This window comes from Gordonia sp. SL306, assembly GCF_026625785.1.
GTDB lineage: Bacteria > Actinomycetota > Actinomycetes > Mycobacteriales > Mycobacteriaceae > Gordonia.
Genome location: NZ_CP113063.1, coordinates 3,412,426 through 3,432,084 on the forward strand (window position 1 = coordinate 3,412,426; position 19,659 = coordinate 3,432,084).

General features: G+C 66.6%; 19 protein-coding genes. 12 read left to right on the forward strand and 7 right to left on the reverse strand.

The features are described 5' to 3' along the window. Positions 1 to 6 precede the first annotated feature (6 nt). Entirely contained in the window at positions 7 to 909 is a 903-nt protein-coding gene (locus OVA31_RS15580) for a glycerophosphodiester phosphodiesterase (RefSeq protein WP_267627519.1), read from the reverse strand. A gap of 107 nt (positions 910 to 1,016) precedes the next feature. Between OVA31_RS15580 and OVA31_RS15585 the strand changes: the two genes are divergently transcribed. After that, positions 1,017 to 2,096, forward strand: coding sequence for a diacylglycerol kinase (locus tag OVA31_RS15585; RefSeq protein ID WP_267627520.1), 1,080 nt, complete (start codon positions 1,017 to 1,019; stop codon positions 2,094 to 2,096). Between the two features lie 100 nt (positions 2,097 to 2,196). Here OVA31_RS15585 and OVA31_RS15590 read toward each other — a convergent pair whose 3' ends face one another. Both OVA31_RS15590 and OVA31_RS15595 read right to left on the reverse strand, forming a co-directional pair. Next, positions 2,197 to 3,459, reverse strand: coding sequence for an amidohydrolase family protein (locus OVA31_RS15590; RefSeq protein WP_267627521.1), 1,263 nt, complete (start codon positions 3,457 to 3,459; stop codon positions 2,197 to 2,199). A gap of 55 nt (positions 3,460 to 3,514) precedes the next feature. Further along, positions 3,515 to 4,234 carry a metal-dependent transcriptional regulator gene (locus tag OVA31_RS15595; RefSeq protein WP_267627522.1) on the reverse strand — a complete coding sequence of 240 codons (720 nt, stop codon included), beginning with the start codon at positions 4,232 to 4,234 and terminating at the stop codon, positions 3,515 to 3,517. 204 nt (positions 4,235 to 4,438) lie between these two features. Here OVA31_RS15595 and OVA31_RS15600 point away from each other — a divergent pair, with 204 nt between their 5' ends. Genes OVA31_RS15600 through OVA31_RS15615 form a run of 4 tightly spaced genes read left to right on the forward strand, consistent with a single transcriptional unit; the run spans position 4,439 to position 8,493 of the window. Continuing rightward, positions 4,439 to 6,016 (forward strand): methylmalonyl-CoA mutase family protein, encoded by a 1,578-nt coding sequence (locus OVA31_RS15600; RefSeq protein WP_267627523.1) that lies wholly within the window; start codon positions 4,439 to 4,441, stop codon positions 6,014 to 6,016. Further along, a complete protein-coding gene (locus tag OVA31_RS15605; RefSeq protein ID WP_267627524.1) occupies positions 6,016 to 6,417 on the forward strand; it encodes a cobalamin B12-binding domain-containing protein in 402 nt (133 codons plus the stop codon). The genes OVA31_RS15600 and OVA31_RS15605 overlap by 1 nt, the downstream gene beginning before the upstream one ends. 49 nt (positions 6,418 to 6,466) lie before the next feature. After that, positions 6,467 to 7,423 carry an LLM class F420-dependent oxidoreductase gene (locus OVA31_RS15610; protein ID WP_267627525.1) on the forward strand — a complete coding sequence of 319 codons (957 nt, stop codon included), beginning with the start codon at positions 6,467 to 6,469 and terminating at the stop codon, positions 7,421 to 7,423. Further along, positions 7,420 to 8,493 (forward strand): CaiB/BaiF CoA transferase family protein, encoded by a 1,074-nt coding sequence (locus tag OVA31_RS15615; RefSeq protein WP_267627526.1) that lies wholly within the window; start codon positions 7,420 to 7,422, stop codon positions 8,491 to 8,493. The genes OVA31_RS15610 and OVA31_RS15615 overlap by 4 nt, the downstream gene beginning before the upstream one ends. 60 nt (positions 8,494 to 8,553) lie before the next feature. On the opposite strand, the gene OVA31_RS15620 is transcribed toward OVA31_RS15615, so the two are convergent. Together OVA31_RS15620 and OVA31_RS15625 are read right to left on the reverse strand one after the other, a co-directional pair. Further along, complete coding sequence (locus OVA31_RS15620; protein ID WP_267627527.1) at positions 8,554 to 8,868, reverse strand: hypothetical protein; 315 nt, start codon at positions 8,866 to 8,868, stop codon at positions 8,554 to 8,556. Between the two features lie 78 nt (positions 8,869 to 8,946). Further along, positions 8,947 to 10,029 (reverse strand): ferredoxin--NADP reductase, encoded by a 1,083-nt coding sequence (locus tag OVA31_RS15625; protein WP_267627528.1) that lies wholly within the window; start codon positions 10,027 to 10,029, stop codon positions 8,947 to 8,949. Positions 10,030 to 10,159: 130 nt separating this feature from the next. On the opposite strand from OVA31_RS15625, the gene OVA31_RS15630 reads away from it, so the two are divergent. The 4 genes from OVA31_RS15630 to OVA31_RS15645 are packed head-to-tail and all read left to right on the forward strand — an operon-like array spanning position 10,160 to position 14,320. Continuing rightward, complete coding sequence (locus tag OVA31_RS15630) at positions 10,160 to 11,593, forward strand: class I adenylate-forming enzyme family protein (protein ID WP_267627529.1); 1,434 nt, start codon at positions 10,160 to 10,162, stop codon at positions 11,591 to 11,593. Beyond that, positions 11,571 to 12,479, forward strand: coding sequence for an acyl-CoA dehydrogenase family protein (locus OVA31_RS15635; RefSeq protein WP_267627530.1), 909 nt, complete (start codon positions 11,571 to 11,573; stop codon positions 12,477 to 12,479). Before OVA31_RS15630 ends, OVA31_RS15635 begins: the two co-directional genes overlap by 23 nt. Further along, positions 12,466 to 13,551: an acyl-CoA dehydrogenase family protein gene (locus tag OVA31_RS15640; RefSeq protein WP_267627531.1), complete on the forward strand. Its 1,086-nt coding sequence runs from the start codon at positions 12,466 to 12,468 to the stop codon at positions 13,549 to 13,551. Before OVA31_RS15635 ends, OVA31_RS15640 begins: the two co-directional genes overlap by 14 nt. Position 13,552: 1 nt before the next feature. Then, positions 13,553 to 14,320, forward strand: a complete 768-nt coding sequence (locus OVA31_RS15645; protein WP_267627532.1) for an enoyl-CoA hydratase/isomerase family protein — start codon at positions 13,553 to 13,555, stop codon at positions 14,318 to 14,320. 88 nt (positions 14,321 to 14,408) lie between these two features. On the opposite strand, the gene OVA31_RS15650 is transcribed toward OVA31_RS15645, so the two are convergent. Then, a complete protein-coding gene (locus tag OVA31_RS15650; RefSeq protein WP_267627533.1) occupies positions 14,409 to 15,179 on the reverse strand; it encodes an SDR family NAD(P)-dependent oxidoreductase in 771 nt (256 codons plus the stop codon). After that, positions 15,176 to 15,937 (reverse strand): SDR family oxidoreductase, encoded by a 762-nt coding sequence (locus OVA31_RS15655; protein WP_267627534.1) that lies wholly within the window; start codon positions 15,935 to 15,937, stop codon positions 15,176 to 15,178. Before OVA31_RS15655 ends, OVA31_RS15650 begins: the two co-directional genes overlap by 4 nt. Before the next feature lie 53 nt (positions 15,938 to 15,990). On the opposite strand from OVA31_RS15655, the gene OVA31_RS15660 reads away from it, so the two are divergent. From OVA31_RS15660 to meaB, 3 genes are read left to right on the forward strand one after another with little or no spacing between them, the layout of a single operon-like run. Continuing rightward, entirely contained in the window at positions 15,991 to 17,463 is a 1,473-nt protein-coding gene (locus tag OVA31_RS15660) for a class I adenylate-forming enzyme family protein (RefSeq protein WP_267627535.1), read from the forward strand. Then, positions 17,456 to 18,595 (forward strand): thiolase family protein, encoded by a 1,140-nt coding sequence (locus OVA31_RS15665; protein WP_267627536.1) that lies wholly within the window; start codon positions 17,456 to 17,458, stop codon positions 18,593 to 18,595. Before OVA31_RS15660 ends, OVA31_RS15665 begins: the two co-directional genes overlap by 8 nt. Continuing rightward, positions 18,588 to 19,481, forward strand: a complete 894-nt coding sequence (meaB, locus tag OVA31_RS15670) for a methylmalonyl Co-A mutase-associated GTPase MeaB (RefSeq protein ID WP_267627537.1) — start codon at positions 18,588 to 18,590, stop codon at positions 19,479 to 19,481. Before OVA31_RS15665 ends, meaB begins: the two co-directional genes overlap by 8 nt. The last annotated feature ends 178 nt before the right edge of the window (positions 19,482 to 19,659 follow it).

Here is a 19,659-nt window from a genome sequence, read left to right on the forward strand (position 1 = left end):
CGCCGATCACCTGCCGTCCGCGTCGAAGATTCCGTCGCGTTCCGCGGCCGTCGAACTCGACGCTGCGCCCGTCAGCGCCGCGACCACACCCTCCGGGTCGTCGGTGGTGATCTGATCGACCCGCAGTTCGACGAGCCGTCGTGCCTGCCGGACGGACTCGCCGTCGGCACGGTAGAGCGTGTAGGCGTCGACGGTGCGCGCGTACGCGTGGAATGCGTCGATGATGTCGAAGCCGCGACGATCCGCCTCGAGGACCAACCGACGTTCGAGGTAGATCATCTCGGCGCGGGGCGACGCCGCGACCGCGCGCTCGACGAAGGTCGCGAAATCACCCGAGCGCAGGACCCGGTCGACGGCACCGTGATGGCAGGGGTCGTAACCGACACGGATGCCCGGGACCGGGTCGGTCAGCAGGCGTACGGCCTCGGCATCACCGCACGAGAGGATCGCATTGCGCGCGATCGGTGCGACCGCACGCGCGAAGGTGTCGATCGCTGCGGTGTCCAACGCCTGGGCGTCCTCCTTGAAATCCAACTGCAGCAACGCGCCCGGATGAACGGTCGGCCGGGTGAGGACGTCGGAGAGGTCCTCGAGGAGCAGGACCGGCTCGTCGAGCGGAACTCCGGCGTTGGACCGCAGGAACAGCGTGCGGACATAGCTCGCCGGGAGGTCGGAGATGTGGCCGGTTCCCGTGGTGGCGTGTGCGACGTCGCGGTCGTGCAGGACCGCGAATCCACTATCGGCATGGATCACCAGGTCGACTTCGACACTTGCGCCGAGCGCCATGCCCTCGACGATGCGAGACCTCGTGAAAGCGGCGTCGTCGACACGACGTCGCGCCCGGTGCCATTTGATCTGCGTGGCGTGGCCGTCGTGGGTGACGGCCGTCGGCGCGGGTGGGTCGGTCACCTCACCGACCGTACGTGACCTCGGCAAACGAGAGGTGAATCCCTGCGGTGTCCACCGGGATCGGCAAAATCACACGGCAGAATTGGAACATGTTCTACCTTGGGGTCATGACTCTTCGTGTGGTCGAGTGGTCGACCGGAACCGTGGGTAGACATGCAATCGCCGGGATCGATGCCCGGCCTGATCTGGAGCTCGTCGGGGTCTGGGTGTCGGACCCGGCCAAGGTCGGCAGGGATGCCGGCGACCTCGCCGGACTCGATCGAGAACTCGGTGTCGTCGCCACCGACGACCGTGACGCGCTGATCGCCCTGCGGCCCGACTGCATCGTGCACACCGCGATGACCGACGATCGAATCTTCGAGGCGATCGACGATCTCATCTTCTTCGTCGAGAACGGGATCAACGTCGTGTCGAGCGGACCGGTGGTGCTTCAGTTCCCGCAGGGCATCCTCAACCAGGAGTTGCTCGACCGGATCGCGGCCGCAGGCGAATCCGGCAACGCCAGCCTGCACGTGAACGGCATCGATCCCGGGTTCGCCAACGACGTTCTGCCGTTGGCGATGACGAGTCTCTCGCAGCGGATTGACGAGGTGCGCTGCCTCGAGATCGCCGACTACTCGACGTACTACCAGCCGGTGGTCATGAAGGACATCTTCGGGTTCGGACAGCCGATGGATGCGACGCCGCTGCTGCTGCTGCCGGGCGTGCTGGCGATGGGGTGGGGCAGCGTGGTCCGGCAGATCGCCGCCGGACTCGGGCTGACCCTGGACGAGCCATTGATCGAACGTCACGACCGGGTGGCAGCTGACCGCGACTATTCGACGGTGTCCGTGGAGATCCCCGAAGGGACCATGGCGGCACTCCATTTCGAGGTGGTCGGGCAGGTCGACGGCGTCGATCGCGTCGTACTCGAGCACTACACCCGCACGGATCCGCAGCAGTGTCCCGACTGGCCGACGCCCGCCGAGGGCGACGGCTGCTACCGCATCCTCATCTCTGGTGAACCCGAGATGAAGGTCGAGTTCGGCCACCACGGCGAGCACGGCGACCACAACGTGTCGGGGATGATCGTGACGGCGATGCGGCTGGTCAATTCCGTTGCCGCCGTAGTGGATGCGAAGCCGGGACTCGTTACCGCCTTGGACCTGCCGATGGTGAGCGGTCGGGGGTTGGTGGCGGGGGCCTAGGCGACCCGCAGTTCTTCCCCCGGGTCTGTGTCCGCCCCCCAACTACAGTGGGGGGACGAATACAGACCCGGGGGAAGAACTTGCGGCGACCGGCCTCCGGCTAGGCCTGCGCCATGTGCTTCTCGTTATAGCGACGCTTCCATTCGTCGCGCGACCGGATCGACACGTCGACGTCGGCGGCCGATCGCCGGAGGGCACCGACGTTGATCTCCTCGCGGGTGTGCTTGTCGAGCGGATTCCAGTTGAAGAAGCGCGCGGAGTTCTCCCATGAGATCTGATTGATGTCGGAATCGTCGGCACCGGCAGCCTGGAGCTCGCTCAGCATCTGTTCCGGGGCGTCAGGCCAGAAGCAGTCCGAGTGGGGGTAGTCGCACTCCCACGCGATGTTGTCGATACCGATCTCGTGACGGAGCAGCAGGGAGGTCTTGTCGGTGACGTAGCAGGCCAGTGAGTGGTCCCGGAAGACCTCGCTGGGCAGCTTGTCGCCGAAGTCGCGGCGGAGCCACTTCTGGTTTGTGTAGTGCCGGTCCGAGCGATCGAGATAGAAAGGTATCCAACCGATCCCGCCCTCGGAGAACGCGAACTTGAGGTCGGGATAGGTGCGCATCGCCGGACCCCAGAGGAGGTCCTGCGCGGCGAGCGCCGAGATCTGCGACGCCAGCACCATGAGGCTGTCGATGGTCGAATCCTTGGCCAGGTTGAGCGCGCCGAAGCCGGTGCCGATGTGCAGGCACATCACCAGGCCCGTCTCCGACAGGGTCTCGAACACCGGACCCCAGTAATCCAGGTCGTGGTAGCTCGGCAGGCCTTCGAGGTGGGGGAGCTCGGGCATGGTCACCGCTCGGCAGCCCTTGGCCGCCACCCGCCGGATCTCCGCACACATCGCGTCGACGTTCCAGGTGGGCAGCAGTGCCAATGGGATGAAGCGATCGGGGTAGGCGCCTGCCCACTCGTCGATGTGCCAGTCGTTGTATGCGGACACCATCACGAGGGTGATGTCGCTCTGGTGCTGGTTCAGGTGACGTGCGGAGAACCCGGCGAAGGTGGGAAAGCACATCGACGCCCAGATCCCGTTGCGGCTCATGTCCCGAACGCGCTCGTGGACGTTGTAGACCCCGGGCCGCATCTCGGCGAATCCGGCCGGGTCGCGGCCCCATTCCTCGGCGGGCCAGGACACCACCGCGTTGAGTCCGCTGACCCCCGCTTGCTTGCCCATGTAGATCCACTGATCGACGCCCTTGTCGTCGGTGATGACGACCGGTGCCTGATCGCGGTACTTGTCCGGGACGTGGCGGAGGAACATGTCCGGTGGTTCCACCACGTGGTCGTCGATGCTGATGAGCACCAGGTCGTCAATGTTCATGACACTCTCCTTCGTGGCTGGTGGAGTTGCCGGTGGTTCCCGGCTCTGTCTGTGTTCATCCGCGGTCTGCGGTGGTCAACCAGACCGACCGGACCGCGATGTCGCCGAGTTCCATCTCGGCGAAGCCTGTGACGGAAATGCGCATCGTCCCGGCAAAGGGTCGTTTGGCGTGCACGGTCACTCCCGAGTCGAGGGTGAGGCCCACGGAACCGAAGTACTCGAGCATCGCCGGGTCGGAGTCGGCGATGCGGGCCACCGTGCCGGTGTCACCCGTCTCGCAGGTCGATAGCGGGCGCAGCGCGGGGGTGGTCACCCGACCGTCGGCGGCGGGAATGGGATCGCCGTGCGGATCCCGTGTCGGGTGTCCCAGTTGCCGGTCGATGCGCTCGATCAAGTCGTCGGAGGCGGCATGGGCGAGGGTGTCGGCGTCGTCGTGAACCTCGTGCCAGCCGTAGCCCAGCTCTCGGACGAGGAAGGATTCGATGAGTCGCATGCGCCGGATGATGTGTGCGGCCGCGGCCTCACCATGGCTGCTGAGTGCCACGGCACCGTAGCGTTCATGCCTCACGAGCCCCTTGTTGGCGAGGCGCCGGACCGCGTCGGACGCAGTCGATGGCGAGACGCCGACGCGCTCGGCGATCGCCTTGGTGGTGACCGGATTCCGATCCCACTCACTCGCGTCCCAGATCGCTTTCAGGTACTGCCGCGACGCTGCCGTCAGATCGCCGAGCGGGTCACATGGACCGCCGTCGGACGCGATACTGGCCGGATGCATGCCCACAGAATAGCATCGTGATCTCTCTCACGGAGAATCTTATTCTCACCTCTTCAGGGCCGAAGATCGCCGTGGCACAGCGTGACCGTCGAGTTCACGGTGGTCGGCGCGCGGTCGGCGTCCCGGCCGCCGTGACTGCGAAACCTCATCTCACGGTAGGGGCGGTATTGGCATTCTCATTTTCTGCAAGTATCGTATCCGCTGATGGAACCACAGACTGAAACAGCCTCCGGCATCCCGCTGGACCCTGCCTATGGGCCGAACCCCGACTCCGCGGTCCCCCCGTCGCCGGGGGAGTACCCGTTCACCCGGGGGAACTTTCCGACGGGTTACCGGGGGAGGTTGTGGACCTTCCGGCAGTACTCCGGATTCGGTACCGCCGAAGAGTCGAATCGCCGCTACCGGTATCTGCTCGATCAGGGCGGCACCGGGCTCTCGGTCGCGCTCGACCTACCGTCGCAATGCGGGTACGACTCGGATGATCCGGAATACGGGGAGGAGGTCGGCCGAGTCGGTTGCGCGGTCGACACCCTGGCCGACGCCGAGATCCTGTTCGACCAGATCCCGCTCGACAAGATCAGCACCAGCTTCACCATCAACGGGACGGCGGCCATCCTGCTGGCGTTCTACGTGGCGGCTGCGGAGCGCAAGGGCGTTCCGCGGGCCAAGCTGACCGGCACGATCCAGAACGACATCCTCAAGGAGTACGCCTCCCGCGGAACCTGGATCTGGCCTCCTGAACCGTCGTTGCGTCTGATCGCCGACACCATCGAGTTCTGCGCGGCGGAGGTGCCGAGGTTCAACGCGATCTCGGTGGCCGGCGCGCATTTCCGCGACGCGGGTGCCAATGCCGTGCAGGAGATGGCGTTCACGCTCGCAGACGGTGTGACGTACTGCGACACGGTCGTCGAGCGCGGGCGGATGACGATCGACCAGTTTGCGCCGCAGATCTCGTTCTTCTTCTACACCCACGGCGACTTCTTCGAGGAGATCGCCAAGTATCGCGCCGGGCGACGTCGCTGGGCGACGATCGTCCGCGAGCGTTATGGGGCGACCACCGACAAGGCCGCGATGTTCCGGTTCGGCTGTGTCGCCGGCGGGGCGTCGCTGTATGCGCCACAGGCACAGAACAATCTGGTCCGCGTCGCCTACGAGGCGATGGCGTCGGTGCTCGGGGGAGTGCAGTCGATGTTCACCGCCGCGTGGGACGAGCCCTTCGCCCTGCCGAGTGAGGAATCGGCGACGATGGCGCTGCGGACCCAGCAGATACTCGCATACGAGACGGGTGTTGCCCGCGTTGCGGATCCGTTGGGTGGGTCCTACTTCGTGGAGGCCCTGACCGATGCGACCGAGGAACGCATCATTGAGGTGATGGCCGATCTCGAGGCACACGGCGGCATGGTCCGAGCGATCGAGGAAGGCTACCTGCAGGGTCTCATCGCCGACGAGGCGTACCGGGTCCATCAGGAGGTCGAGGGTGGTGAACGACCGGTGGTGGGTGTCAACAGGTTCGTGGCCGACGAGCCCGCGCCGGAGATCGCGACCTATGAGCTCGATCCCGAGGGGCGCGAAGTGCAGCTCAAGCGCCTCGCCAAGGTCAAGGCCGAACGAAACGCGAACGACGTGGCGAACACGCTTGCCGCATTGTCGCGGGGAGCAGAAGGAGACGAGAATCTGATGCATCGCCTGATCGACTGCGCGAACGCGTATTGCACCGTCGGAGAGATGGTGTCGGCACTCAAGGGTGTATGGGGCGAGTTCCGGCAACCGGTGGTGTTCTGATGACCGCCCGCATCCTGGTCGCCAAACCGGGTCTCGACGGTCACGACCGCGGCGCCAAGATCGTCGCCCGGACGTTGCGCGACGCCGGTTTCGAGGTCATCTACACCGGCATCCGGCAGCGGATCGAGGACATCGTCTCGATCGCGCTGCACGAAGACGTCGCGGTGGTCGGCCTGAGCATCCTGTCCGGCGCGCACGTCGCCTTGACGCGGCGAACCGTCGATGCCCTGCGGGCGGCCGACGCAGGCGACATCGCGGTCGTCGTCGGTGGCACCATTCCGCAATCCGACGTCGACACCCTGATGGAAGCCGGTGCCGCAGCGGTGTTCCCGACCGGTACGCCACTCGAAACGCTGGTCACCGAGGTGCGGGCCCTCACCGCGGCGGCATCGCCGTCGTGACGACCTTTATCGCAGCCGCATCGAGAAGTGCCGGACACCTGGAGGAATCATGCGCGTCGGAGTGATGATCGGGCCGGAACGGGGCGATTCCGCCCGCAAGGCCGGTCGAATGCTGAAAGACATCGAATGGGCGGAGTCCGCGGGCATGGACACCGCGTGGATTCCGCAGGTGCCGTCCGATTTCGACGCCCTGGTCACCGTCACGATGATGGCGACGCGCACCTCGCGGATCGAACTCGGCACAGCCGTCGTCCCGTTGCAGGCGCAACATCCCATCGCACTGGCGCGCCAGGCCCTGTCCGCGCACGCGGTGGCCGACGGGCGACTCGCGCTCGGAGTGGGGCCGTCTCACCACTGGATCGTGCAGGACATGCTCGGTCTGCCGTACGAGCGACCGGCACGCTTCACCCGTGACTACCTCGACGTCCTGGATCAGGCACTGACCGGGCCGGGGGCCGTCGATGTCGAGAACGACTCGTTCACCGTGCACAACCCGCTCGAACTCGGTCCGGTCAGCCCGGTGCCGGTGCTGCTGGCCGCGCTCGGGCCGGTGATGCTGAATCTGGCGGGTGAACGCACCGACGGCACCATCCTGTGGATGGCAGACCACCGTGCCATCGCCGATCACGTGGTTCCCCGGATCACCAAGGCCGCCGACAACGTCGGCCGTCCGGCTCCACGCGTCGTCGCGGGTCTGCCCGTGTGTCTGTGCCGTCCATCGGAGGTCGACGAGGCGCGTGAGCGCGCGAATCGCATTCTGGCCGAGGCGGAATACTCGCCCAACTATCAGCGTCTACTCGAACAGGGAGAGGCGCGCAACGTCGGCGATCTGTGCGTGGCCGGCGACGAGGAGGCGATCCTCGAGCAGTTCCGTCGTTACGCCGACGCGGGCGTGACCGATCTGTCGATGCGCCTGCTCCCGATCGGTGATACGCGCGACGAACTGGTGGCGTCGAAGTACCGCACCCGCGAGGTGGTCGCCGAGCTGGTGAAGGAACTGCGTTGAGTCCCAGTGGTACCGGGGATGCCACGGCTGTCGGTCCGTTGGCCGGTATCCGAGTCCTGGAGGTCGGCACGATGCTGGCCGGCCCCTACGCGACGATGATGCTCGCGGACCTGGGCGCCGAGGTGATCAAGATCGAGCCGCGGGGCGGCGACATCTCCCGGCAGGTGAGTGACGAGTACTTCGCCAGCCTGAACCGGGGAAAGCGCAGTGTGCGTCTGGACCTCACGGCGGCCGAGGGGAGGCAGAGCCTCGGCGAGCTCGTCGGGACCGCGCACGCGCTGCTGGTGAATCTGAAACCGTCGGCGATCCACCGTCTCGGGCTGACGTATTCGTCGTTGCGTGAGTTCAACGAACGCATCGTCTGCGTCGCGATCACCGGCTTCGGACTCAACGGCGGCGACGATCCGGCCTTCGACTACGTGGTGCAGGCGGCGACCGGGGTGGCCGCGATGACCGGTGATCCGGATGGGCCGCCGACACTGCCCGGCTATTCATCTGCCGACAATTCGACGGGACTCACCGCCGCGCTCGGCCTCCTCGCCCAGATCATCTCGGGGCGTGGCGGACAGATCGACGTCTCGCTGCGGGACGTGATGCTGTCACAACTCAACTACCACGCCTCGGCCTACCTCGACGCCGGTGTCCGACCGGTGCGCAGGCCACACGGTGCGCATTCGTTCTACGTACCGGCGCAGATCTTCCCGACCGCCGAGGGACACCTGGCGCTGTTCATCACCCACGATTCGTTCTGGAAGTCGTTTGCCGAGGAAGCGGGTGTCGCCGGGTTCTGGCAGATGGCCGAACGTGCGGCCAATCGTGATGCCGTGATCGATCTGGTCACCACCGCGCTGGCCGTGGATTCCGCCGTGAATTGGCAAGAACGACTGCGCAAGTGGGGTGTACCCGCTGCGGCGGTGCGCACCCTGCCGGAGGCGCTCGACGACACCCCGGAGGCGGTGGTCGCGGTCGGCCAGCGCCGCGCCGTGGGATGTCCGATACACGTGGACGGATTCGAGCCGGACTACACGCCGGCGCCGATGCTCGGTGAGATGAGCGCACCGACGAGCTGAGAGGGATGCCCGCCGATGCGCTCATCGGTGCCGGCGAAGGATCCCGGCACCGGTCGGTGATCAGCTCTCGGTGACGACCTCGAGGAAGCGCATGACCGGGGGCGGGTCCATCTGCATGGCATCGCTCATGGTGAAGCCGCCGTTGCGAAACGCTGTGAAGAGTCCTCGGGCAGCATCTTTCAGATCGGTTCCGTCGATCTCGTAGAGGGAGACGAGCGTGCCGTCGTCATCGATCGGACGCAGGCGCCGCCCCGAGACGAAGCCGTCGAGTTTCAGTACCTCCGGCATGTGCACGTCGTCGTACCACTGGCCGAACTCCTCCGCGCGGTCTGGCGAGCTCGGTCGACCTTCTACCATCAGAATGCCTTTGGGCATGTGTGATTCCTTTCTCGTGCTGTCGATGATGTGGTGCGGTGTCGTGCTGCGGTATGGATACTGCGAGGCGACGAGCGATCAGGCCTCGTAGTCGACGACCGTTGTCTCCGTGTCGGGTACGGCCTGGCAGGTGAGAACGTAACCGTCCTCGATCTCGTCGTCCTCGAGGGCGTCGTTGACCCGCATCGTGGCGGTGCCCTCGTCGAGGTGGGCCATGCAGGTGGCACAGTTGCCCGCTTCGCACGAGAACGGTGGCGTCAGACCGGCCCGCCGCCCCGACTCCAGCAAGGTCTCGTTCGGTTGGCGGTCGACAGTGACCTTCTTGCGGCCGAGTTTGATTGTGATCGTGCCGGTGACGCCCTGATCGTCGTCGGATGCCGTGTCGGACGTCGTGGTCGCTGCACCGGATTCGAGGTCGTCGCCTCCCGATTCGGTCGATTCCGCCTCGTCGGACTCAGCGATCGGCAGGGCCGCAGCGGCGCCGAAGCGTTCGATGTGGATGGATGCGGACTCGGGCAGGATCGATTCGACGAGGTCCATGAAGGGTTCCGGGCCGCAGACATAGAAGTTCGCGTCGACATCGTCGCCGATGAAATCGCGGACGGCCGATTCGGTGAGGAAGCCGTTCTGCTCGTCGAGGCTGCGGATAACCGAGAGTCTGCCGGGGTATCGCTGCTCGAGCTCAGCGAGCCCCGCGTCGAAGATGACGGCGTCGCGATCACGGTCGGCGCAGAGCAGTCGGACCGCACGGTCGGTTGTCGCGAGCGCGCTCTTGGCGATGGAGAATATCGGGGTGATCCCGCTGCCGCCACTGAAACCCAAGATCGGCGCGGTGTCGTCGGTGAGACAGAAGAGCCCGGCGGGACGTGACATGTCGATGACATCGCCCTCCCCGACGTTGTCGAGGATCCAGTTCGACACCCGTCCGCCCGCCACCCGCTTGACAGTGGTTGCCAGCTCGTCATCGGTCTCGGGGGAACTGGACATGGAGTAGGAGCGGTAGAGCTCCTCGCCGTCGACGGTCACGCGGAAGGTGCAGAACTGTCCCGCCTTGTAGGTCACCGGCCCCGTCTCCGGAGCGAGTACGTAGGTACGCGCGTCGTCGGTCTCCTTGACGACCCGGGTCACGGTCGCTTGCTGGAACAGTGGTGGTCTCGCCACGGTCCATCCTCTCGGTATTGAGATTCTGCCTCTGTGAGAACTATATTCTCTCATTGAGGTACGATCTTCTCAAGGTGCTTGTGGGAGATCCCTGTGATTCGACCGGAATCTGCCCGGAGGGGGTGATGGCGTGACGGAGGCAGTGGCCCTCGCCTTCGACGACGCGACCTACACCCTCCGCCACCTCGATGAGCTGGCAGGCGGCCTTGCCGCCGAGCTCTCGGCGACCGGGGTGCGACGCGGCTCGCGAGTCGCCCTGATGTCGTCCAACCGCCCAGAATTCGTAGTGGCCGTGCGTGCCATCTGGCGGCTGGGTGCGGCCGTGGTGCTGATCAGTCCCGCATGGCGAACGGTCGAGGTCGCTCATGCGCTCGACGTGGCGGGCGCCACGCATGCGGTCGGCGACAATGCGGTCCTCGCCGATCTGATGGCGATGCGCGACCTCGACGAGACCATCCCGCGGGGAGGTGCAGCGTTCGCCGAACCGGACTCCGACGACGACGCTGTGTTCGTGTTCAGCTCGGGCACCACCGGAATGCCCAAGGCCGTGCGGCACACCCATGCATCCTTCGGAACCGCTGTCCGGCATTGGCGGGATGCGCTGGAGCTGACCGACGCGGATCGCATCCAGGTGCTCACGCCGCCGTCGCACATCCTCGGCCTCCTCAACATCGTCACCGCACTCGACACGGGCGTCTGGGTTCGCCTGCACCGACGTTTCGACCTCGACACCATGCTCAGGCACATCGAGATCGACCGGATCACCGTCGAGATGGCGGTCGCACCGATCGCCTTGGCGATCGCATCGCACCCGGATCTGGAGAGTTTCGATCTCTCCTCCCTCCGGTACATCATGTGGGGCGCAACGCCTGTGACGACGAGTGTCGCAGAGGAGGTCACCCGACGCACGGGTGTCGGGTGGCTGCCCGCCTACGGTGCCAGCGAAGTCCCGGTGATCGCGTGCAACCCGATCGACGGGGCGCGTCTCGACACGGTGGGGCGTGCGGTCCCGGGCGTGCACGTCCGGGCTGTCGACCTCGAGACCGGGGTGCCGTCACCGCCGGGGGTGCCCGGGGAGATCGTCATTCGGTCGCCGTCGCTGATGGCCGGCTATCTACCCGAATCCGAGAACGACGACGCCTTCGTGGACGGCTGGTACCGCACCGGTGACGTCGGTGTGGTGGACGCCGACGGCTGGATCGCCCTCGTCGATCGGTCGAAGGAGATGATCAAGGTCCGCGGTTTCCAGGTGGCGCCCGCGGAGATCGAAGCGGTGCTGCACGGGCATCGCGCGGTTGCCGACTGCGCGGTGTTCGGCGTCGACGACGGAGTCGGGGGTGAACGCATCGTCGCCGCGGTGCGGACGGTCGCGCCGATCGAACCCGGCGACCTCATCGACCTCGTCGGTGCAGCGCTGGCCAGCTACAAACGGCCGAGCGCGATCGTGTTCGTCGACGACATACCCCGGCTCCCGTCGGGCAAGGTGCTGCGCCGGGTGCTGAGAGACACGGTGGTGAGAGACAGAGTGTTGGAGGAGAGCCATGGATGTACGTCTGACAAGTGAGCAATCGCAATTGCGCGATGCCGCAGCCAAACTGGCCGACGATCTGGGCCCCGGCTCGGTCGCCGACCTCGAGGACGGCACCAGGCGGGATCGGCTCGCGGCAGCGATCGACCGAACAGGCTGGCGCAGTCTTCGGTCCGACAGCGCCACCGGCGTCGAGGTCGCGATCGTCGCCGAGGAGTTCGGCAGAGGACTGGTCGACGCGGCCTTCCTCGGACCGACGCTCGCCGACGATCTGCTCCGGCACACCGGAGACGTTGCAGGTGCGGCAACGCTGGCGATCGACGGCCTCGCCCCGGACGCCGATGGTCTCGACCGCGTGGTGACCCTGGACGGAACCTCCGTCCGAGAGGGGAGGGCAGGCGGGATCGTGCCGTCGGAAGACCTCACACGGGTCGCCAAGCACGTTGACACGGTGGATGATTCGCCGATCGTGACGTTGTCCGACGACGACGCGCAACGCTTTCGTGCACTGGCATTGGTGGTGACCGCCGCCGACATCCTCGGAGCGGCCCGTGGCGCCCAGGCCCTGGCCTGTGACTACGCCAAGATCCGGGAGCAGTACGGGAAGACGATCGGTTCCTATCAGGCCGTCGGCCACATGCTGGCCGAGAGCCTCGCGGTACTCGAGGGATCGGCGAGCATTCTCCGCCACGCGGCCTGGGCGGTCGACGAACTGGAACCGGCCGAAGCGGTCGGTGCCGCCCAGATGGCCAAGCTGTACTGCGCGCGATCCGCCCGAACCGTGTGCGAGAACTCGATTCAAGTGCACGGCGGCATCGGCAACACGTGGGAATGCCTCGCACACGTCCATCTGCGGCGAGTTCTGGTGTCTACCGAGAACTTTCCGGTGAGCCTGAAGGAGATCGACCTTGGACTATCGTGACTCCACCGACGAAGGCGCATTCCGGGAACGACTGCGGGGCTGGCTCTCCGAGCACGCCGCCGAGTTCCCGACGTCCGGTGACGAATACTGGGCCCGCCAGGGCGAGTGGCACCAGGCGCTCTACGAGGCCGGCTTCTTCGGCCTCTCCTGGCCGGCGAAATTCGGTGGCCACGACCTGGCGCCGGTCTACGACGTGATCCTCGACGAGGAGATAGCCCGTGCCGGCGCACCGCCGCGGCCGAGCCTGGGCTATCTGCTACACGGGCTCGGGAGGCATGCGAGTCCGGAACTGCAGGAACGGTTCCTGCCGGGGATGATCAACGGCACCGAACGCTGGTGCCAGGGCTTCTCGGAACCCGGCGCGGGATCGGATCTGGCGTCGTTGCGGACCACCGCGACCCGTGAGGGCGACCACTACGTGATCAACGGGCACAAGATCTGGACGAGCTATTCCGACGTGGCGGATTGGTGTCTGCTGCTCGCCCGTACCGATCCCGACGCCCCGCGGCACCGTGGCATCTCCGCGTTCATCATCTCGATGAAACAGCAGGGGATCGAACAGCGGCCGCTGAAGATGATGAGTGGCATCACCACGGAATTCGGCCAGGTGCTCTTCGACGGCGCGCGGGTGCCCGCTGATCAGATGATCGGCGCACCGGGCGAGGGATGGGCGCTCGCGATGACCGTCGTCGGGCACGAGCGGGAGCCCTCGACACTGGGATATGTCGCCCGATACGGCAAACTCGTCCGCCAACTGGCCAAGCGCTCGGACGAGTACTCGGAAGAAATCGCCTGGGCGGCAGTGCAGACCGAGATGCTGCGACTGCACGTGCGCAGACGCCTGTCCGAACAACTCGACGGCGTCTCGCACACGTCGGAGGGATCGCTGGACAAACTCTTGATGACCTGGGTCGATCAGTCCGTCGGCCACGCGGCCGTGTCGGTCGGCGGGACCAAGGACCCGGAACTGTTGAGCGCGTACCTGTACAGCCGTGCACAGAGTGTCATGGGTGGTACGTCGCAGATCCAGAAGAACATCATCGCATCGAGACTGCTCGGATTGGGAGTGTGACATGTACGGGATGCCCGAGGAGATCGAGGTCACCGCGGAGGGGCCACTGCGGATCATCACGCTGAATCGTCCGGACGCGCTCAACGCGGTCAACGACGCCCTGCATTCCGGGCTGGCCGAGCTGTGGACGCGCTTGAGCGAGGACCCGCAGGTGCGCGCCACAGTGCTCACGGGCCGCGGCAAGGCATTCTCGGCGGGAGGCGACTTCGGCTACCTCAAGGAGCTCGGTGAGGATGCGGCTCTGCGGGCCAAGACCATTCGGCACGGACGTGAATTGGTGCTCGGCATGGCCAGGTGCCGGGTCCCGGTGATCAGTGCCGTCAACGGGCCCGCGGTGGGGCTGGGGTGCAGCCTCGTCGCCCTCAGCGACATGGTGTACATGAATCCAGCGGCCTACCTGGCCGACCCGCACGTTCAGGTGGGCCTGGTGGCGGCCGACGGCGGACCGTTGACGTGGCCACTGCAGATCAGTCTGTTGCAGGCCAAGGAGTTCGCGCTGACCGGCACCCGGATCTCGGCGGAACGGGCGGTCGGACTCGGGCTGGCGAACCACGTGGCCGACGACCCCTTCTCCGAGGCGATCGTGTGCGCGAAGAAGATGATGGAGCTGCCGCAGCAGGCTGTCGAGTCCACCAAGCGGATGCTCAACATCCACCTCGAACGTGCGGTGCTCGCGAGCCTCGACTACGCAAATGCGGCCGAGGATCTCTCGTTCCAGACCGACGACTTCCGGGCCACCATCGCGCGCCTGACGGCGCCCAAGAGCTGAGTCGGCCGTTCTGGCCGCACCTTCCGCCTCTGGCCGCAGCATCAGCTGCAAGCCGGAACACGGAAGTGCGGCCGGAACGCCGGGAGGTTCAGAATCGCCGGGCGGCTGAGGGGTAGGCGGCCAGCAGTTCCTCGGAACGCTGGACCGTTCCGGTGATGCCGTCGGCGCGCTGTGCGGCCAGGATCGTCGCGGCATGGCCCATGGTCTCCGGTGGCTCGACCATCTCCGGCGGGATCTCCCGTCCGCCGCCTGCGGCCTGCCAGCCCTCGGTGAGAACCACCCGGGTGGGGCTCAGACAGTTGACCGCGACGTCGTCGTCGCGAAGATCGTGTGCCAGGCCGAGATAGAGCCGCTCGACCGCTGCCTTGGACACCCAGTAGGCATTCGCGCCACGGTCGATCATCCCGACTCCGCTCGTCGTGACCGCCAGCAGGGAGCCGCCGCCCCGCGCGCGCAGATGCGGGATCGCGGCCTTGGTCACCAGGAACGTCCCGGTCAGGTTCACGTCGAGGCAGAGCTGCCATCGTTTGAGCGGTGTGGACTCCACGGGCCCGAGCCACAGCACACCTGCGTTCGCGACCACGATGTCGACGCCGCCGAACTCGTCGACGGTGGTGTCGAACGCCGCGGCCACCGATTGTTCGTCGGTGATGTCGCATGCGACCGGGAGCGCCGTACCGCCCGCCGCGGTGATCGACTGGGCAACATCGTGGATCGTGCCCGGGACGCGTCCGACCGTCTCGGTTCGGGCCGCCACCGCCACCGCGGCACCGGCCGAGGCCAGTGCCGCGGCGACGGCCGCCCCGATGCCCCGGCTCGCGCCGGCGACGAAGGCGACCTTGCCGTCGAGGACGGTCACTTCGGTGGGAAGCGCAGCGCGCCGTCGAGGCGGATGACCTCGCCGTTGAGGTAGTCGTTCGAGCAGATGTGCTCCACGAGCGCCGCGTACTCGGGCGACTGTCCCATTCGCTTGGGCCAGGGAACCTGCTTGCCCCAGTGCTCCTCCAGCTGATCGGCGTGCTTTCCGTATGCCGGGGTGTTGAACGTCCCCGGCGCGATCGTGACGACCCGGATGCCGAGGGGCGACAGGTCGCGCGCGGCGACGAGTGTCATGCCGACCACACCGCCCTTCGCCGCCGAGTACGGCAGCTGTCCGATCTGTCCCTCGTACGCTGCGATCGACGCCGTGTTCACGATCACGCCGCGGCCCGTGTCAGTCGCCTCCTGACGTGCGATCGCGGCTGCCGACAGCCGCATGACGTTGAAGACGCCGGTCAGGTAGACGTCGATGGTGGTCCGGAAACCGTCGAGATCCAAAGGACTGCCGTCTTTTCCGACGAGTCGTCCACCCGACGCCGGCCCGCCGTGGGTGTCGACGGAGATCCGCAACGGGGCGGCCTCCTCGGCCTCGGCGATCGCGGCATTGACGTCATCGGTCGATGTCGCGTCGGTGCGGACATAGCGCACGCCGAGTTCGGCCTCGAGTTCCTTGCCCTTCTCGTCGGCGAGGTCTGCCACCACCACATGTGCTCCGGCCGCGTGCAGGCGGCGGACCGTGGCCTCGCCCAGTCCGCCGGCTCCGCCGACCACCAGTGCTGAAGTGCCCGCGATATCCATTCGCATTTCCCTTCTTGCGACTAAGACTCTCTCTCTGAGAGAATAATGTTCTCATGAACATCACCATGATCCTCGAAATGACGTCAGAAGTCGATGACAGATTGGTCATCACCTCTGGCGGACGCTCCGTGACCGCGGTGGAACTCGCCGTGCTGGCGCGGCGAGCGGCACATTCGTTCGCCGGGCACTCGGCGGTGCTCTACGAAGGCGTCAACGACCTCGCCTACCCGGTGGCGCTCTTCGGGGCGGCATTCGCGGGTATCCCGTTCGTGCCGCTCAACTACCGGCTCAGCGACACCGCGCTCGCGGGACTCGAGGGCAAGCATCCCGACGCGGTGATCCTGCGATCGGGCGAGCTCGACCGCTGGCTCACCGGTCTCGACGATCGTCCCGATCCGGCACCAGACGAGCTCACCGCGGACCTGTCGGATCCCGACTCGGTCGCCGTCGTGATCTACACGAGCGGGACGACGTCGGAGCCCAAGGCGGCGGTCCTACGCCAACGGCATCTGTTGGCGTATGTGTTCAACACACTCGAGTTCAACTCCGCGGCGGTCGAGGACGCGGCGCTCGTCGCGGTGCCGCCCTATCACATCGCCGGACTCACGAACCTGATGTCCAATCTCTACACCGGCCGTCGGATCGTCTACGCGACGGGATTCGATGCCGCGCAATGGATCGACACGGTGCGATCCGAGTCGGTCACCCACGCCATGCTGGTGCCGACGATGCTCGCCCGGGTGATCGACGCGTTGCCTGCCGACGGTGTGGGGCTGCCCTCGCTGAAGAATCTCGCCTATGGCGGCGCGCGGACGCCCCGATCCGTGATCGAGGGTGCGCTGCGGGCGCTGCCGGACACGAATTTCGTGAATGCCTATGGACTCACCGAGACCGCGTCCTCGATCGCGGTGCTCGCTCCCGACGACCACCGGGTGGCCATCGAATCCGACGATGCCGCGATCCGCGGTCGTCTCGGTTCCGTGGGACGACCGCTACCCGGCATCGAGGTCACCATCCGTGACGAGAACGGCGAGCAACTGCCGGCGGGGGACGAGGGGCTCGTGTTCGTCCGGGGCGATCAGATCTCGGGTGAGTACGGCGGCCGGAGCGTGCTCGACGGCGAGGGCTGGTTTCCGACACGTGATCTCGGCCGCCTCGACGACGATGGGTACCTCTACATCGAGGGCCGGGCCGACGACACCATCATCCGGGGCGGTGAGAACATCGCGCCTGCCGAGATCGAGGACGTGTTGATGGAGCATCCCGCGGTCGCCGAGGCGGCCGTCGTCGGTGTGGCAGACCCGGAGTGGGGACAACGGCTGGTGGCCGTCGTCGTCGGCGAGGGAGACGCCGAGGAGATCAGGGCCTGGGTCCGCGACCGGTTGCGCTCGTCCAAGACGCCGGACTCGATCGTGTTCACACCCGTCCTGCCGCGCACCGAAACCGGAAAACTGCTGCGCCGCAATCTGATGAATGACCTGGCAACCGCTGAGCAGAACCCCGAACTGGAGAAGAACAATGCCTGAAGCCGTCATCGTTTCCGCTCGCCGGACGCCGATCGGAACCGCGTTCAAGGGAACACTGCGCGACACCGATGCCTTCGACCTCGCCGAACACACCGTCGCGGCCGTCGTCGAGGAGCTGGGTTCGGCCCCCGTCGACGACGTGATCCTCGGCGAGGGCCTCTACGGCGGCGGCGTGATCGCGCGTCACGCCGCGATCACGGCCGGCCTGGTCGACGTCCCGGGCCTCGCGGTCAACCGGCATTGCGCGGCCGGGCTGGCCGCGGTGCAGACCGCCGCCGGCAGCATCCGGGCAGGCATGGACACCTTGATCCTGGCCGGGGGCGTCAATTCCGCGTCCACCTCGCCGAAGTCGAAGTTCCGGGTGGGTGAGGAGTGGATCGAGCCCTGGATGTCGCCGACCCATCCCAATCAGCCTGACGCGCCGAACAAGGACATGTCGATCACCGTCGGTTGGAATTCGGCTGTTGCGGCGGGTATCTCGCGGACCGAGATGGACGAGTGGGCGCTGCGCTCGCATCGCAACGCGATCGCCGCGATCGATGCCGGGCGCTTCGACGACGAGATCGTGCCGATCAAGACCGTCCACGGTCTGTTCTCCGTCGACGAACATCCGCGGCGGGAGACGAGCATGGAGAAGCTGGCATCGCTCAAACCTCTCCACCCCGAGATCGAGGGCTTCTCCATCACCGCGGGTAACGCCAGCGGCGCGAACGACGCGGCTGCGGTACTCGCGATCGCCAGTGACGAACTCGGACTTCCGGCGCTGGCCACGGTTCGGTCGTGGGCGTCGGTGGGTGTCGATCCGGCACAGACCGGCCTGTCGCCGGTGACCGCGATCCCGAAAGCGCTGAAGCGCGCAGGACTCTCGCTGTCGGACGTCGACCTGTTCGAGATCAACGAGGCTTTCGCCGCGAACTGCGTCGCGTGCGTGAAGCTGCTCGACATCGATCCCGAGATCGTCAACGTGAGTGGCAGCGGGTGCTCGCTCGGGCACCCGGTCGCGGCGAGCGGCGCCCGGATGCTGACCACGCTGGTCTATGAATTGAGAAGGCGTGGAGGGGGTATCGGCGTCGCATCGATGTGTGCAGGCGGCGGCATCGGATCGGCTACGGTCGTCGAGGTCCATGGCTGACGAGAAATCGCTGCGCGCGTCCGTCGACGATCAGTTGGCGGCCGCGCGAGGCGGATCGGCGCGCGCGGCCGGTAAGCTGCTCACCCTCGTCGAGGGTGCCGGGCGGGACATGGTGCTGGAGGCGATCGGACCGGCAGCACAATCGATCTCCGCTATCGGGATCACCGGGCCGCCGGGTGCCGGGAAGTCCACCACCATCACGGCACTCGTCGCCGCCTATCGATCGGCGGGAAAGCGTGTCGCGGTTCTCGCGGTCGATCCGACCTCGCCGTACAGCGGAGGCGCCCTGCTGGGCGACCGGATCCGGATGACCCAGCACATCGACGACCGGGACGTGTTCATCCGGTCGATGGCGACCCGCGGCCATCTCGGGGGTCTCGCCTCTGCGGTGCCGGCCGCCATCCGGCTCCTCGAGGCACTGGACTACGACGTCGTCCTGGTCGAGACCGTGGGAGTGGGCCAGTCGGAGGTGGAGGTGTCCGCGGTCTCCGATCCCACCGTCGTCATCCTCAACCCTGGTGCGGGCGACGCGGTCCAAGCGGCGAAGGCCGGTCTGCTCGAGGTCGCCGACCTGCTGGTGGTGAACAAGGCGGATCGGGAAGGCGCCGATCAGACGGTGCGAGACCTGCGAATGGAGTCGTCGGTGCCGGTGATGACGCTCGTCGCCTCGCGGGGAGAGGGAGTGAGCGAGCTGGTGGAGGCGATCGAGAATCATCGTCGCGACGACGACCCGGTGCGCCGCGCGGCCCGATTGCGGGGCCAGATCCTGTCACTCGCGATGACCCGGCTGCGCATGCACCCGGCGTTGTCGGAGCTCGTCGACGCCGTGGTGTCCGGTGGGATGGACCCGTACACGGCGGCCGAGAAACTCATCGCCCCCGTCTAGGCCCCAACCCCTGGTTACCCCCCCCGCCGACAGCAACCCAAATTTCGCCGAGAGCAACCCGTTTCCCGCCGACAGCAACCGGCATTTCGTTGAGAGCAACCACCTGTTGCGCTGTGCGGGGTTTGGCCGAGGAGTCGGCGCACGGTCGACCACATACGGGTTGCCGTCGGCGCAATTC

Coding starts and splice junctions, on each gene's coding strand:
- OVA31_RS15660 (WP_267627535.1), top strand. CDS start 15,991: ATGAACATCACCATGATCCTCGAAATGACGTCAGAAGTCGATGACAGA.
- OVA31_RS15600 (WP_267627523.1), top strand. CDS start 4,439: ATGGAACCACAGACTGAAACAGCCTCCGGCATCCCGCTGGACCCTGCC.
- OVA31_RS15585 (WP_267627520.1), top strand. CDS start 1,017: ATGACTCTTCGTGTGGTCGAGTGGTCGACCGGAACCGTGGGTAGACAT.
- OVA31_RS15655 (WP_267627534.1), bottom strand. CDS start 15,937: ATGGATATCGCGGGCACTTCAGCACTGGTGGTCGGCGGAGCCGGCGGA.
- OVA31_RS15605 (WP_267627524.1), top strand. CDS start 6,016: ATGACCGCCCGCATCCTGGTCGCCAAACCGGGTCTCGACGGTCACGAC.
- OVA31_RS15595 (WP_267627522.1), bottom strand. CDS start 4,234: ATGCATCCGGCCAGTATCGCGTCCGACGGCGGTCCATGTGACCCGCTC.
- OVA31_RS15590 (WP_267627521.1), bottom strand. CDS start 3,459: ATGAACATTGACGACCTGGTGCTCATCAGCATCGACGACCACGTGGTG.
- OVA31_RS15645 (WP_267627532.1), top strand. CDS start 13,553: ATGTACGGGATGCCCGAGGAGATCGAGGTCACCGCGGAGGGGCCACTG.
- meaB (WP_267627537.1), top strand. CDS start 18,588: ATGGCTGACGAGAAATCGCTGCGCGCGTCCGTCGACGATCAGTTGGCG.
- OVA31_RS15620 (WP_267627527.1), bottom strand. CDS start 8,868: ATGCCCAAAGGCATTCTGATGGTAGAAGGTCGACCGAGCTCGCCAGAC.
- OVA31_RS15635 (WP_267627530.1), top strand. CDS start 11,571: ATGGATGTACGTCTGACAAGTGAGCAATCGCAATTGCGCGATGCCGCA.
- OVA31_RS15610 (WP_267627525.1), top strand. CDS start 6,467: ATGCGCGTCGGAGTGATGATCGGGCCGGAACGGGGCGATTCCGCCCGC.
- OVA31_RS15665 (WP_267627536.1), top strand. CDS start 17,456: ATGCCTGAAGCCGTCATCGTTTCCGCTCGCCGGACGCCGATCGGAACC.